We start from the raw sequence: 15,120 nt of genomic DNA, 5'->3' as shown, positions 1-15,120 counted from the left end.
AAAAGAATCATTTTAAATATAAAGAGGAGAAAACAAACCAAAGACCTAAAATCAAAACACAACCTCCAAGAATCAATAGGACACCTTCTAGCAGCAATAGAGTTTGGCAAAGTGTGAGACCGGGAGTGAGGGAATAAGAAGATTAATCAGTTTTCACTGAATTCTTCTTGAACTTGTTTGTGTATCTTTCTCACTTTTAGTTTTTTAATCCTAGCTCCTTCCATATCACAAACTTCAAATTCACAATTTTTATCACTCACCTTATCACCGACAACAGGAAGCCTACTAAGCAAACCAAACACATAACCCCCAACAGTAACTTGCTCACATTCATCATCAAAACTAACTTCCATGATCTCTTCTACACTCTCCAAATCCATCATCCCATCAAACTCATAAGTATCTGCATCAATTTGATGTATATCTTCTGTTTTTACATCATGCTCATCGGAAATATCCCCCATGATCTCTTCAATAATATCTTCCATAGTAAGCAAACCTGCAGTCCCGCCATATTCATCAATAACAAGAGCTGTATGAATTTGTTCTTTATTCATTTTGATGAGTATTTGTGAAATAGATGCACTCTCTGGCACAATAATCATTTCGCGAACCAACGCCTTGAGATCATGTTTATTTGCATCAAATACAGAACTTGTGAGCAAATCACGAATATGAATCATTCCAATAATATTATCCTTGCTGCCTTCACAATAAGGATATCGTGTATGAGCACTCTCCATCACAACATTAATATTTTCTTCATAACTTTTTTCTGCATTCAAACAAATCATATCTTTTCTAGGTGTCATTATTTCTTTAGCAATAGTGTCAGAAAAATCAACGGCATTTTTGATGATTTCACCCTCAATAGAATCAATAATCCCACCCTTTAAACTTTCACCAACAATGATTTTGAGTTCTTCTTCAGAATGTGCATTTTCCTGTTCTCTTGCAGGCTCTATGCCAATCTTTTTAAGAAAAAAAGCAGCTAAAATATCAAAAAGTCGAATAACAGGATAAAGCACAATCCAAAAAGAATACAAAGGTCTTGCGACAAATAAAGCAGATTTTTCTGATTTTGCGATTGCAATAGATTTAGGCACAATCTCTCCAAGCACTACATGTAAAAGAGTAATAAAAGTAAAAGCAACTATAAAACTGATTGTATGAATTAAAATAGGATTATCGCCCAAAATTTTTTCTAATGGTAAGCTTAAAAGCTTTGCAACTGCTGGTTCTCCAACCCATCCAAGTGCCAAAGACGAAAGAGTAATGCCAAGCTGTGTAGCACTCAAATAGGTATCTAATTGATGAGAAATTTTCAAAGCTAATTTAGCATTAAATTCATTACCCTTAGCCAATTCCTCAAGTCTTGACTTCCTTACCTTGACAATGGCAAATTCAGAAAGAACAAAAAAAGCATTCAAAAAAACTAAAAAAATTGCAAAAACAAACATTAAAACCGACTGATACGGGTCCAAAGTATTACTCCTTGATTTTTAAACAATGCTCTTAAAATTTTAAAGTAGAAATATTTTATCATAAAATCATAGTCCTAAGTATTTACACTTCAGGAGATATTATTTTGATGATAAAATATGAAATGGCTCCTAGTGCCGCAGAAGCTGGAACCGTAATAATCCAAGAAGCAATGATTTTATTGATAGCATTTCTTTTTACTAATTCATTTTTATATACTTTTTTGAGAGATTTTTTTTCTTTTTTATTTAAATTTAGTAATAATGATTTTTTATTTTTCTTTTTGAGGGTTTCTAGCATTGCCCCTTTGCGTTTAACACTTACTTGATGAAACTTGTATAAAAAATCTTCAATAGCTTTAGAATCTTCACCGACATGTGCTTCAATAATGGTTTGACACATTTGATTATATCTTTTTTTTAGATACTCCCTCAAAAAACCCACGCCAAAAACAGCTCCTATTGCAATATGCGTTGAACTCACAGGTAATCCCAATCCTGAAGCAACCAATACCGTAAGGGCTGCTGACATAGCAATACAAAAAGCCCTAATTTTGTCTAATTCTGTAATCTCACTACCCACAGTTTTGATAAGTTTGGGTCCATAAAGGGCAAGCCCTAAAGATATACCAAGCCCCCCTATAACCATAATCCATAATGGTACATTTGCTGTCTTCCCAACACTTTGAATATCACCTAAAACCTGATTGATAGCAGCCAATGGTCCTATAGCATTGGCTACATCATTAGCTCCATGTGCAAAACTCAATAAAGCTGCAGCAAAAATCAATGGTATAGTAAAAAGAGTATTGATACCTTCTTTTGTATTTTCAAGACTATCAGCTTTTTTTGACACGATAGGCTTGGTAATAAAATAAATAACTAAAGCAAACATAAAACTGATACTCAATGCACTTGTAAAATCAATAGCATATATTTTTTTAAGTCCTTTCAGCAAAAGGTACATACTAAAAGACCAAGTCATTAAAAAAACAAGGATAGGGACTATTTTTTTAGCAGCTAATTTTTTATTTTGCTTATATGTAATGGTTTTTTTGATTGTCATCAAAAAAATAACCGCAATGATACCACCCAATATAGGTGAAATAATCCAACTAGCAGCAATACTCCCTAGCACTCCCCAATTAGCAACATCCAGCCCACCGGCTGCAATCCCAGCACCTAAAATACCTCCAACAATAGAATGTGTAGTCGATACAGGTGCATTGAGCAAAGTTGCTAAATGCACCCATATCGCTCCAGAAACAAGTGCAGCCAACATTACACCCACAAATATTTTTGGATCAGCAATACTTAAAGGGCTAATAATACCTGATTTTATTGTATCGACCACATCTCCTCCAGCAATAATAGCCCCACTTGCCTCACAAATTGCTGCAATAAAAATTGCACTCAACATATTTATAGCTTTAGAACCTACAGCAGGACCCACATTATTAGCCACATCATTAGCACCAATACTCATAGCCATATACCCGCCAACAATCGTTGCAAATATTAATAATAATATATTGGAAGTATTGCCAAAATTAATAGCAATGATTGAAATAAATATCACAAATAGTAGCACAATGGTAATTTTAAGACTTTCTTTTTGGATTTTTTTATTTCTTTTTTGGATTTTTTTGATATTTTTTATTTCCACGAATCTGCAATCTCCAGATACAAAATATTTGTAGTTTCTGAAGTAATCATATCAAAAATTCACTAAAGCAAACTTATATAATCCTGATTTATAATTAATGGTTATGTTTTAAAATACTAGCCAGTTTCCTGATTTTATTTTCTAAAAGTTTATACTAAGAATAAAAAAATTTTGTAAAATACCAAAAACGCAAATACAATAAAAACCTGTGCTATATTACAAAACAGCTCAAGGAGAAAATGATGTTCCCATTTACTGATGAAGAACTTAAAAAGCCTGTAGAAATATGCATACAAAAGGTTCGTCCTACACTCACCTTAGATGGGGGTGATATCACATTACTGGGCATAAAAAATTCAAAAGTATATGTTCGTCTTGAAGGAGCGTGCAAAAGTTGTTCTGCGAGTACAAATACTTTAAAATATGGGGTAGAAAAATGTCTAAAAGAAGACATTCATCCTGACATCAAGCTCATCAATGTTCTTTATGGACAAGAAGAACAATTTGGATTTTAAGGAGATTTTATGGGGCATACATTTGAAATCAATAATAATCCAAAAAAGCGAACCTTAATTCAAAAAGGATTCAAAGCTTTTAACAATGAGGATTATAAAAATGCTTTGAAATTTTTTTCAGAAGCTATTTTTTTAGATCAGGATGATTTGGAAACAAAAATTGGACTTTTACTTTCAGATATGGCTAATGATTTCCCTACAGAAGCATATGGTTTCTATGAATTTTATCAATCAATGCTAAGCACACAACCTCGTTCAGCAAGAGAAAAAATACAAAAACAGATTCTAGAACTCATCGCTTCTTTTGATACCAATCTCAATAAAATATCTTATGCACTCAAAAACGAAGATTCTGTAAAGGCAGAAAGCATTGATGGTATTTTATTTGCTGATTTTAAAAAAATGTGTGATAAACATGATTTCAAAGAAGTCTTTCAAAATTTGATGTTCAGTACAAAAATAATTTTTACTCACAAAGATGATTTTTATAATTTTTTAGATCTTTTGGTGGAAAATGATTTTTATGAAATGTCTATCAGCTATATTGAAAATATGCGTAATATGATTTTTTATGATAAAAAAATAAATGAAATCTTACGAAAGGCTGCAAAAAAACAAAGTGAAAATACCAAAACAAATTAAATATCATTCTAAAACATATCTATTTTTAAGTGATGATTCTACAGAAGCTCAAAAAGATCCAAATGTCTTATTTCTTCAAACAAAAAGAAACGCTTCTTATGGAAAAACACTCAAAGAAAATGGTTTTGATATCGTGGATGCAAATGAGTTGAAAAATTATTTTTTGCTCACCCCTAAAATCATTGGCATTACCGGCACTAATGGTAAAACGACTACTGGTGCAATCATTTATTCAATTTTATTAGATATGGGATATAAATGTGCATTATTAGGCACAAGAGGTTTTTTTGCTAATGATGAAGAACTCAAACCTAAAGGTCTAACCACTCCAGGAATTTTAGAGCTTTATGCAAATATAGAAAAAGCTGCATTATTAGATTGTGAATATTTTATAATGGAAGTAAGCTCTCATGCAATTGAGCAAGAACGTATAGCGGGACTAAATTTTTCTGCAAAAATTTTGACTAATATCACAGGCGATCATCTTGACTATCATAAAACTTTTGAAGAATACATTAGGGTGAAAAATAGTTTTTTTAAAGATGAAAGCTTAAAAATTATCAATAAAGATGAACCTAAAGTCTTTTTCAATCCAAAAAATGCCTATGGCTACGCTCTAAATTCAAAAACAAACTTAAGCCCTACAGCCTATTCATTTAATGAAGGAATCAATGCCCATATATTTTGGAAGGAAAATCATAACAACCCTGAAGAAGCCTTTATAGACTCTTGCCTTTATGGGGTGCATAATCTTTACAATATTCTTGCTGCAATAGCCTGCATCAAATGTTTAACAAAAGCTCCATTAAAAACTATTGCAAAAAAGACAGAAAACTTTGGAGGAGTGAGTGGCAGGATGGAGATTGTGTCTCATGACCCTTTAATTATAGTGGATTTCGCACATACAGAAGATGGAATGAAACAGATTTTTGAAAGTTTTAAATCAAAGAAAATTTCTGTTGTTTTTGGTGCAGGAGGGGATAGAGATAAAACTAAACGACCAAAAATGGGTGCTTGTGCCTACAACTATGCTGAAAAAATTTACATCACTTCTGATAATCCACGTTCTGAAGAACCCAATAACATCATTGATGAAATTTTCGCAGGCATACCTAAAAACACTACCCATCACATCATTTTAGAACCTGACAGAAAAAAAGCTATTCAACAAGCGATGAATGAACTAGAAAATAATGAGGTTTTATTAGTTTTAGGAAAAGGTGATGAGACATATCAAATTATAGGGAAAGAAAATTTTTATTTTGATGATAGAGAAATTATCAAAAACTATATCAAGCAAATAAAACCCTTATAAAATATATAGACCAGGTTTAAACTGCATTATGTTTAAATCCTTTAAAATTATTATTTTATCCTTCCTGATTTTGGTTTAAATAATACTAAAACATTAAAAGAAAGCTCTATATTTTTAGCGGATATCTAAAAAATGATTGCATATACAACTATTTTATTTTTTATGCTATACTTCACAATTCAATTGTTAAGATACGATAATTTAATTCACTGAATTTTTAGGAGAATAAATGAGATATTTAGGCTTGCTTCTATTAGCTTCTTTACCTATGTGGAATTTGTTTGCAAATGATTTGGAAACAAAAATACTATCTCCTAATCCTAACAGCGAGAAAGAAACCACAAAAGAAGAATTAAATATTTCTTCGCAAATAAACCAATATGCACAAAATGCTAAGAAATCACTCGGGCTACCAGATCTTTTAAAGGCAGCAGATTCCAATTATGCATTGCAATCAAAAATACTGAGTATGCAACAAGCAAAAAAGAACCATACTATTGCAAAAATTAGCTTTTTACCCTCATTAGATCTTGATTATACCTTTCAGAAAAACAATAGGGATACTCCAACATATAAAGACTTTAATACACAAACGGCGAATGCAAAATTCAATCTAGATATCTTTAATGGATTCAAAACCATCAATACCATCAAAGAAAAATCAGCCTCTTATCGATCAAGCGTAGCTGATGTCGAATACACCAAACAAAATATTTATTTACAGGTTATTCAACAATATTATCAATATTTTGATAATGTCTCTCAACTTGTTTCTTTGCAAAAAAAACTTGATCAAATAGATTCAGATATCAAAAGAGTTTCAAAACTTTATGAACAAGGATTAAGCACAATTGATGATCTTGAATCCCTTAAAGCACAAGGCTCTTTAAGCGAATATCAAATCTCTGATGTGAAGCTTTCTATTGAGCAAAACAAATTGATGTTAGAATATTTAACAAACACGACTTTTGATGCACTCAAAAGAGATACTATTGCAAATCCAGTTTATGAAATCAAAGAACGTCAAGATCTTACTTCTTTGAAAGAACAAATCAATGTTCAAATGTATCAAAACAAACAATTAAATTATTACCCAACAGTATCATTGTTTGACACTTGGACATACAATATCCAAAAACCAGCTTATGCTATGGGAGGGTTTGGACAACTCTATCCAACAATCCAAAATACAGTTGGCATTACTGTTACAATGAAACTCTTTGAAGATATTGGTTTAACATTACAAAAACAATACATAAAATTAGGTCAAATGGCTAATCAAAAGAACCTCATTTACAAAGAGCTTGAACAAAAAAAAGATGAAAAACTTTATCGAAAATCTTTAGAAATTGCTAAAGCAAAGATTGAATCTTCCAAAGCAAGCCTAAAATCTGCAGTTATTTCTTATGAAAATATCAAGAAAAAATATGATGTACAACTGATAACTTTTACAGATTATTTGCAAGCTTTAAGCACAAAATTTAATGCAGAAGCTACTTATAATGAAAGTTTGAATAATTACGAATTACAAAAAGCCAATTATATTTTCTATAGTGGCCAAAAAATTCAAGACTATATAAAATAAGGAGCAAGAAAGAATGAAAGTAAGATTTATAATAGCAGCTATTTTGAGTATGTCTATGCTATGGGCAGAAGATATCTATGCAATTTTCAATATTGAAGCTGTTCAAGACGCTAATTTGACTTTAGATACCTCTGGAATTGTCTCAGAAATGTATGTAGATGTTGATAGCATAGTAAAAAAAGGAGACAAGCTTCTAGTATTAGCAAACAAAGATAAACTTGCACAAGCTGATTCCATTCACCAACAATATGTATTTGCCAAAAAGCAATATGAAAGATATAGCAAAACAGGTGGTGCTATAGACAAAAATACACTTGATAAGTATTATTTTGATTATAAAAAACTAGAAGCAGACTATGCCTATTACATCTCATTGCTTGATAAAAGTATTTTAAAAGCTCCATTTGATGGTGTGATTGCAAGCAGGAATATTAATCTTGGAGATGGTGTAAGTGCAAACAGCACAACCCTTTTTAGGCTTGTAAGCCATCAGAAAAAAATGGTTTTAGAATACGATTCTAAATACATTGATAAAATAAAAATAGGCGATGAATATACCTATTCTATTGATGGAGGTGGTGATAAAAAAGTTGTCAAAATAACTAAAATCTACCCAACAATAGACGAGAGCACAAGAAAAGTAACAGCTGAAGCCATTGTTCCGGATGATATGGTACCAGGCATATTTGGCGATGGTTATATAAGGACAAAATAATGTATAAATTTGCTATCACTCGCCCTATAACAACTTTGATGTTCGCACTTGCAATCATATTTTTTGGGATAATGGGCTTGAAAAAAATCCCAACAGCACTATTCCCTGATATTGATTTTCCTATTATTATGGTAAGTACAACTTATCCTGGAGCCAGTGCAGATGTTATTGAAAGTAAAGTAACCGATAAGATAGAAGAAGCTGTAATGGGCATTGATGGTATCAAAAAAGTTACTTCAAATAGTGCAAGGAATATTAGCTTGGTCATCATTGAATTTCAGTTAGAAAAGCCTATTGATGAAGCAATGAATGATGTTATAAATAAGGTTTCTTCAGTCAAATTTGATGACCCTAATATCCAGCAACCCTCTATGGACAAATTTGATACTAATGGGCAAGCTATCATTTCTCTTTTCCTGAGTAGTGATAAAATACCTATTCCTAATATGATGAAACATTCTGAAAATATTGTGAAACCAATGTTGCAGAAAATTTATGGTGTTGGTGGCGTACAGCTAAATGGCTATAGAGAGAGACAAATCCGTATTTATGCTGATCCTACATTAATGAATAAATACGGTATCACTTACAGCGATCTTTGGAATACCCTCGCAGCTGAAAACCTTGAAGTAGATGGTGGTAGGATAGTGAATGATAAAAATGATTTTTCTATCCTTACAGATGCTAATAGCTACAAAATTGATGAAGTAGCTAATATAAGAGTTGCACACAATGTAAAACTCAGCGATATTGCTGTTATTGAAGATGGTATTCAAGAAGATCTTACTTATGCTGCGTTCGGAGAGAAGCCTGGTGTTATTTTTGAAGTCCAAAAAATTTCTGGAGCTAATGAAGTAGAAATAGCTGATGGTGTTTATGCTGAATTACCAGCTATAAAAGCAGCTAGTCCTGGATATGAAATCAAAACTTTCTTAGACACTACAGAATACATCCGCTCTTCAATCAAAGATATTGAGTTTGACTTAATGCTGGGCGGAATATTGGCAGTTTCAGTTGTATTTTTATTCCTGAGGAATATCACAATCACTTTAGTCTCAGCCATCAGTATCCCTGTTTCAGTGATGGGAACTTTTGCCCTAGTCCAACTAATGGGATATTCTCTAAATATGCTTACAATGGTTGCACTCACGCTCTCAATCGGTATCATAATTGATGATGCCATCGTTGTTATTGAAAATATCCACAAAAAACTTGAGGCAGGAATGAGCAAACGAGAGGCTGCTTATGAAGGAGTTCGTGAAATTGGTTTTGCAATCGTGGCGATTTCAGCAATGTTGCTTTCAGTATTCATACCGATAGGAAATATGACAGGGATTATTGGAAGATTTTTCCAAAGCTTTGGAGTAACAGTTGCCTTAGCCATAGCAATCTCTTATGTAGTCGTTATCACTATCATACCAATGATAAGTTCACTTATTGTAAACCCAAAACAATCAAAATTCTATTATTGGAGTGAACCTTTTTTTAAAGGAATGGAAAACATATATATCAAAATCCTTAAAGTAGTTTTAAATAATAAAATCATTGTAATTGTTTTAGTTTTTGCAATTTTTGCAGGATCTATAGTTTTGGCAGGCAAGTTAGGTTCAGACTTTATGCTTAAAGAAGATAGGAGTCAATTTTATGTATGGATACAAACCAAACCTGGCATCAGCATTTATGATATGCAAAGAAGAACTGTAGATTTCCAAAAAGAAATTGAAAAACGTCCTGATGTTGACTACACAACGATTCAAGTTGGCTATGGTAAAATCCAAAGTGTCTTCAAATCTAAAATCTATGTCAAACTCAAACCTGAAAAAGAAAGAAAAAAGGGTCAATTTGAAATAATGAAAGAAGTTGGCGAAACCTTAAGAGCAATGCCTGAAGCAAAAATAATGACTTCCATCATCCCCTCAGAAGTACCATTAATAGGTGGTGGTGATAATTCACCCTTTCAAGTATATGTCTTCGCACCTACACAAAAAATGGTGGATGAAAGTGTCAAAAAACTCAAAACTTTCTTGCTAGATAGTCCTGAACTCAAAGGAAAATTTATAAACTATCATACAAGCACATCAGATATGCAACCACAATTCCAACTCACTGTTTTAAGACAGGTGGCTAATAAATATGGTGTTACAGCCCAAGATATAGGGAAGGTCGTAAATGCTGCTTTTTCTGGAGACAATCAAGCGGCATATTTTAAAGAAAATGGCAAAGAATACTACATAACTGTGAGGGTACCTGACAACAAAAGAATATCTGTAGATGATATCAAACGTCTTCAGATTAAAAACAAAGATGGCAAACTAATGTTTTTAGATGGTTTGGTTGATATAAAACAAGATATAACCCCATCAAACATCACTCGTTACGATCGACAAAGGAGTGTTACAGTATATGGAGATGTTACTAAAGGCTCTGGGATTTCTCTAGGAGACTTACTAAAAATGGTTACTGTTCATAGCTCTGAATGGCTCACTCCAGGTGCAAGTATTGCATTTGGTGGGGATGCTGATAATTTGGCAGAAACTGCTCAAGCATTTGGAGTCGCTGTAGCTACAGCTTTCATATTGATTTACCTTATTTTAGCAGCTCTCTATGAGTCACTTTTAGAGCCTTTGATTATTATGGTTACAATGCCTTTGAGTTTTTCAGGTGCATTTTTTGCACTCGGTATTGTCGGACAACCTTTGAGTATGTTTTCAATGATGGGACTCATATTGCTCATTGGGATGGTGGGGAAAAATGCTACTTTACTTATTGATGTTGCTAACGACAGACGCAAAGAAGGTCATGATATTTTCGAAGCAATTATACTTGCTGGTGAGTCACGACTCAGACCCATTTTGATGACGACTATAGCAATGGTATTTGGTATGCTTCCTTTAGCGATTGCTACAGGTGATGGTTCAGCTATGAAATCCCCTATTGGAATAGCAATGACTGGTGGTTTATTAGTATCAATGTTTTTAAGTCTTTTGATTGTGCCTGTTTTTTATAAAATTTTAGCCCCTCTTGATGATCGTATCAAAAAACTTTATAAACCAAAAGAAGGTGATAAATTTTAAGAAATCAATAGGATAGAAAATGAAAAAAGTTTTCGTTTTATGTTTTTTACTATTCTCTGCACTTCAAGCAGATAAGTCACAAGAAAATAAAATATTTATTGGCGTTAGCTTAGGTGCTGGAGATATTGTTAAAATCGTTGATGACAAAAAAGATCTTTCAAATTCATATAAAGCCTTTATTTGGGGTATGAAGGGTGGGTATGAATTTATGCCTTCAAGTTATGTTGGCTTAAGAACATATCTGGATTATTTTATGTCCATAAAACCATCAGGGCTTGACACTGTTACTTCTTCTTTATTGAGTTTGAATCTAGACTTGTTAGCAGATATTTTGCATATCAAAGATAATACATTTGGTTTCTTTGGCGGGATTGGATTTGGATATTTCCAACACGCCAATGTTGTAAAAACAACTCCCGAAGATAAAGCAACTGTGATGGGCTATACGGGTATCTTAAATTTCGGCTTAGGTGGAAAAATACAAAATAATCATCGCATAGAAATCGGTGCGAAAATCCCATTTAAAGCCATTAAATCTGTAAATAATCCACATATTTTTTATAAAGATTCTTATTTATTTGCATCTTATTCATACTTATTCTGAAATGGAATACAAATACCAATCCGCTGCACTCTACCTTCATATAATATATTTTTACCCTCAAAACTCAAGGTGAGTTTATCTTGACTCAGAGGAATTAAAGTTGCTTTTGGATTTATATTATAATATAGATTCCCAATCACAAAGACTGCAGCCATACCTGTACCACAAGCCAATGTAATACCTTCCACACCTCTTTCATAAGTACTTAAAAAAATATTCTCTTTATCTTGAATGTATGCAATGTTTACATTCGCATTATAGTGGAGACGCATTTCTTTTAAAAAGTGGGTTTTATTTTTAGGGATTTTTTCTGCATTATCAACGAAATGTACTAAATGTGGCACTCCAGTATCTATCAAATACCAATCCCCTCCATATTCTTTCTCTTTGAGATTCATTTTCTTTATGATTTGATAAGTTCCTATATCACTCAAAACAACCTCACCCATCACACTCACTTTCACTTCGCCTGCCTGAGTAAGGAAAGTATGCTTTGCTGGAGCCAATCCTTGAGAATAGGCATAATGAGCTGCACATCTACTGGCATTTCCACACATATTTGCTCCAGAGCCATCAGAATTATAAAATTCCCATTCGTAGGCATATTTTGTATGTGGGAGCAAAACTACAAAACCATCAGCACCAAAACCACTATGCCTATCACAAAGCTTCTTAGCCAACTCTGATCTTGAATCTTTTTTGAAACTATGTGAGATCAAAAAATCATTCCCACTCCCAGAATATTTATGTAATACCATATCATTCCTTTTTTATAGTTAAGTTTATGATTCTAGCACTTGTTGTTTTAATTTTTCAAATCATTTTAAAATATTGTTAAAACACCTATCTTTTAATTTTGTGCTTGTTGGGATAATTTTTTATTCCTGTTGCTCAAGATTAGCATAAAATTGTTTTTTATATTGGGCAAATTTACCTTTGATGATAGCAGATCTAGCACCATTAAGCAGATTGAGATAATATTTGAGGTTATGGATACTTGACAATCGATGGTAGGTTATTTCATTACTCCTAAAAAGATGATGTAAATATGCTTTGGAATAGTTTTGACAAGTATAGCAATCACAATTCATATCAATAGCAGTGTCATCAAACTTGTATCGACTCGATTTGATGGATATTTTACCCATAGAGGTAAAAAGTGTCGCATTCCTAGCATTCCTAGTAGGCATCACACAATCAAACATATCTACCCCTCTATCAATAGCTTCTATCATATTTTCAGGTGTACCTACACCCATAAGATAACGAGGCTTTTGTATTGGAAGTAGTTTAGTAGTGCATTCAATAATCTCATACATTGATTTTGTATCTTCACCCACAGCTAATCCACCGATAGCATAACCATCAAAGTCTCCTAATTCAACCAAAGAATTCGCACTGATAGCACGCAATCCCTCATCCACACCTCCTTGAACAATAGCAAAAAGATGATTAGTAGTAGCTAACCCACTTTGTTTTTTTGAAATATGATATTGCAAGCTTGCCTTTGCCCATTGAGTTGTTTTTTTAACAGAAAGATTAAGCCTTTCTATAGAAGCAGGCAAACCTACAAGATCATCAAGCACCATCATAATATCACTATTGAGCAGATATTGAATATCAAGAACTTTTTGGGGTGTAAAAAAATGACTACTCCCATCAATGTGTGATTTGAACCCAATACCTTCATCACATTTTTTCATATTTTTACCAAGACTAAATGCCTGAAAACCTCCACTATCTGTAAGAAAACTGCCATTAAAACCACTAAATCCATGCAGACCTCCCAAAGAATGAATCACATTTTCACCCGGCCTGAGATAAAGATGATAAGTATTAGCTAAAATAATGTTGGTTCTTAAGAGATTTTTAATATCTATACTATCAAGCCCTTTGATACAAGCTTGAGTTCCTACAGGCATAAAAATAGGTGTCTGGACTATAGAATGAGCTAATGTGATAGTTGTAGCACGAGCCTGATTGTCTAGAGCATCAATTATAAAATTCATATTTTAAACCTTTTGGTATAATCATAAAAGCTTTTTAAACCAGAGATATTGATATTTGATATTCATTCTGAAAAGGGGTAATTTGAAAAAAATTGTCTTAATTGCCGATGGAATTGTAGCAAAAAAATTTTTAGATACTGTGCTTGAAAAATACTTTAGCAATAATCTTTATATCATAATTTCAAAAGATGAAAGTCTTATCCCTGCCCAAATACCTGGTACATTTAATTTCCAGATTTTTGATCCTACCTCTGCATATAGACTTTTAAATACACTAGATAGAGACATTAGCGATGTTTTTATCATTATGGAAGATCCATTTGAACGAGAAACTGTTTATGAAATCATCAAAAGTCGTTATAAAGATATCCGTATTGTTTTAAGTGCATATGAAGATGAAATAGTCTCACCAAAAATTTTTGAAGATGAGAAAGTTGTCCTAATGGAAGAAGCAAGCATTATTGCTGGTAGGCTAGTAGCTAGGTTACCTAATGTACCCTTAATACCACAAGGTTTTGGATTAGAGCTTGGAGAAGTGATGGAAATAGGAGTTCCTTTTGGAAGTGTATTTGCTTACCGTCATATTGGCTCTATCCAACAGAAAAACTATAAAATAGTAGGGATTTACCGACATCAAGAATTCATCCTAAGCACCTATTCTACTGTCATTCAACCAACAGATGTTTTACTTGTAGCAGGCGAACCAAAAGTTTTAGACAATGTATACCGACAAATAAAAAGCGACATTGGTCAATTCCCAGCTCCTTTTGGGAGAGATATTTATGTTTATGTAGATATAATTTTGCAATCTGAAAAATCCGTAATGAGGGATATTGAACAAGCTTTATATTTTCATAAACATACCAAAAGCGATAAACTCTACATAAGAGTTTTAAACCCCGCTAATTTTGATTTACTCGAGAAAATAAAATCCTTAGCTCAAAGTGACGTAAATGTAACCTTAGACTACAATCGATTAGATTTTATCGCCAAACTCAAAAAAGATAGTGAAAAAAAAATAGGCTTAGTCGTGATTGGAAAAGAAATTTTCAGCTCACGATATTGTCGGAAAGCTCTTTTTGAAATCGCTACACCGGTCTTAAAAACCTCTTGGAGAAATATAAAAGATGTTAAAGAAAGTATGGTGGTCTTGAATGAAGAGATGAATGAAGAAGAAAATATTTCCTCAGTGATTTTTGATATTGCTATACAAATGGATTTAGGTGTTGCTTTATATGATTTTGATCCTGATGGTTATCACCAAGTACAAATCATACAAGATTATGAAAATCTTTCACGGATTTTCGATAAAAAAATAAATATCAATCGCACAAATTCTAAAAATCCTATTTTATTCTTAAAAGAAAGCAAGCAACCATTATTGCAATTTTTACCTTTTGAGGCTTGCATTACACGGACAAGATTTTTTTGGTTTTTATCAACAAAAGTAGAAAAAATATCTTTTATGCTAGATAACAACCCTCAGATTTTCATCCCAATTATGGAGTAAGAAT

At 32.6% G+C, this 15,120-nt stretch carries 12 protein-coding genes; 8 read left to right on the top strand and 4 right to left on the bottom strand.

From position 1 onward, the window contains the following. Positions 1–146: 146 nt before the first annotated feature. Both BKH44_RS05445 and BKH44_RS05440 read right to left on the bottom strand, forming a co-directional pair. Positions 147–1,460, bottom strand: coding sequence for a hemolysin family protein (locus tag BKH44_RS05445; protein WP_095270928.1), 1,314 nt, complete (start codon positions 1,458–1,460; stop codon positions 147–149). Positions 1,461–1,566: 106 nt separating this feature from the next. Continuing rightward, positions 1,567–3,147 (bottom strand): inorganic phosphate transporter, encoded by a 1,581-nt coding sequence (locus tag BKH44_RS05440; protein WP_095270927.1) that lies wholly within the window; start codon positions 3,145–3,147, stop codon positions 1,567–1,569. Positions 3,148–3,389: 242 nt separating this feature from the next. Between BKH44_RS05440 and BKH44_RS05435 the strand changes: the two genes are divergently transcribed. From BKH44_RS05435 to BKH44_RS05405, 7 genes are all read left to right on the top strand, one after another. Next, the gene (locus tag BKH44_RS05435; RefSeq protein WP_095270924.1) at positions 3,390–3,662 is read left to right on the top strand and encodes a NifU family protein; all 273 of its coding nucleotides are present in this window, start codon (positions 3,390–3,392) and stop codon (positions 3,660–3,662) included. A gap of 9 nt (positions 3,663–3,671) precedes the next feature. Next, complete coding sequence (locus BKH44_RS05430) at positions 3,672–4,304, top strand: histidine kinase (RefSeq protein WP_095270922.1); 633 nt, start codon at positions 3,672–3,674, stop codon at positions 4,302–4,304. Next, entirely contained in the window at positions 4,282–5,619 is a 1,338-nt protein-coding gene (locus tag BKH44_RS05425; protein ID WP_095270920.1) for a UDP-N-acetylmuramoyl-L-alanyl-D-glutamate--2,6-diaminopimelate ligase, read from the top strand. The genes BKH44_RS05430 and BKH44_RS05425 overlap by 23 nt, the downstream gene beginning before the upstream one ends. 229 nt (positions 5,620–5,848) lie before the next feature. Further along, positions 5,849–7,204, top strand: a complete 1,356-nt coding sequence (locus BKH44_RS05420) for a TolC family protein (RefSeq protein WP_095270918.1) — start codon at positions 5,849–5,851, stop codon at positions 7,202–7,204. Between the two features lie 13 nt (positions 7,205–7,217). Further along, on the top strand, positions 7,218–7,919 hold the full coding sequence (locus BKH44_RS05415; protein ID WP_095270915.1) for an HlyD family efflux transporter periplasmic adaptor subunit: 702 nt from the start codon (positions 7,218–7,220) through the stop codon (positions 7,917–7,919). Then, a complete protein-coding gene (locus BKH44_RS05410; RefSeq protein ID WP_095270912.1) occupies positions 7,919–10,993 on the top strand; it encodes an efflux RND transporter permease subunit in 3,075 nt (1,024 codons plus the stop codon). Before BKH44_RS05415 ends, BKH44_RS05410 begins: the two co-directional genes overlap by 1 nt. Positions 10,994–11,012: 19 nt before the next feature. Then, the gene (locus BKH44_RS05405) at positions 11,013–11,597 is read left to right on the top strand and encodes an outer membrane beta-barrel protein (protein WP_095270909.1); all 585 of its coding nucleotides are present in this window, start codon (positions 11,013–11,015) and stop codon (positions 11,595–11,597) included. Here BKH44_RS05405 and dapF read toward each other — a convergent pair. Both dapF and tgt read right to left on the bottom strand, forming a co-directional pair. After that, positions 11,579–12,355, bottom strand: coding sequence for a diaminopimelate epimerase (gene dapF / locus BKH44_RS05400; RefSeq protein ID WP_095270908.1), 777 nt, complete (start codon positions 12,353–12,355; stop codon positions 11,579–11,581). The genes BKH44_RS05405 and dapF overlap by 19 nt on opposite strands. Positions 12,356–12,475: 120 nt before the next feature. Beyond that, entirely contained in the window at positions 12,476–13,606 is a 1,131-nt protein-coding gene (tgt, locus tag BKH44_RS05395) for a tRNA guanosine(34) transglycosylase Tgt (protein ID WP_095270905.1), read from the bottom strand. An 82-nt stretch (positions 13,607–13,688) separates the two neighbouring features. On the opposite strand from tgt, the gene BKH44_RS05390 reads away from it, so the two are divergent. Beyond that, the gene (locus BKH44_RS05390) at positions 13,689–15,116 is read left to right on the top strand and encodes a TrkA C-terminal domain-containing protein (RefSeq protein WP_095270903.1); all 1,428 of its coding nucleotides are present in this window, start codon (positions 13,689–13,691) and stop codon (positions 15,114–15,116) included. Positions 15,117–15,120 lie beyond the last annotated feature (4 nt).

The organism is Helicobacter sp. 13S00477-4 (genome assembly GCF_002272785.1).
GTDB lineage: Bacteria > Campylobacterota > Campylobacteria > Campylobacterales > Helicobacteraceae > Helicobacter_J.
This window is presented reverse-complemented; position numbering and strand designations above follow the sequence as displayed.

What these genes read in the sequence shown, in the direction of transcription:
- tgt (WP_095270905.1), bottom strand. Translation starts at nt 13,606, where the DNA reads ATGAATTTTATAATTGATGCTCTAGACAATCAGGCTCGTGCTACAACT.
- BKH44_RS05430 (WP_095270922.1), top strand. Translation starts at nt 3,672, where the DNA reads ATGGGGCATACATTTGAAATCAATAATAATCCAAAAAAGCGAACCTTA.
- BKH44_RS05445 (WP_095270928.1), bottom strand. Translation starts at nt 1,460, where the DNA reads ATGTTTGTTTTTGCAATTTTTTTAGTTTTTTTGAATGCTTTTTTTGTT.
- BKH44_RS05435 (WP_095270924.1), top strand. Translation starts at nt 3,390, where the DNA reads ATGTTCCCATTTACTGATGAAGAACTTAAAAAGCCTGTAGAAATATGC.
- dapF (WP_095270908.1), bottom strand. Translation starts at nt 12,355, where the DNA reads ATGGTATTACATAAATATTCTGGGAGTGGGAATGATTTTTTGATCTCA.
- BKH44_RS05415 (WP_095270915.1), top strand. Translation starts at nt 7,218, where the DNA reads ATGAAAGTAAGATTTATAATAGCAGCTATTTTGAGTATGTCTATGCTA.
- BKH44_RS05420 (WP_095270918.1), top strand. Translation starts at nt 5,849, where the DNA reads ATGAGATATTTAGGCTTGCTTCTATTAGCTTCTTTACCTATGTGGAAT.
- BKH44_RS05410 (WP_095270912.1), top strand. Translation starts at nt 7,919, where the DNA reads ATGTATAAATTTGCTATCACTCGCCCTATAACAACTTTGATGTTCGCA.
- BKH44_RS05405 (WP_095270909.1), top strand. Translation starts at nt 11,013, where the DNA reads ATGAAAAAAGTTTTCGTTTTATGTTTTTTACTATTCTCTGCACTTCAA.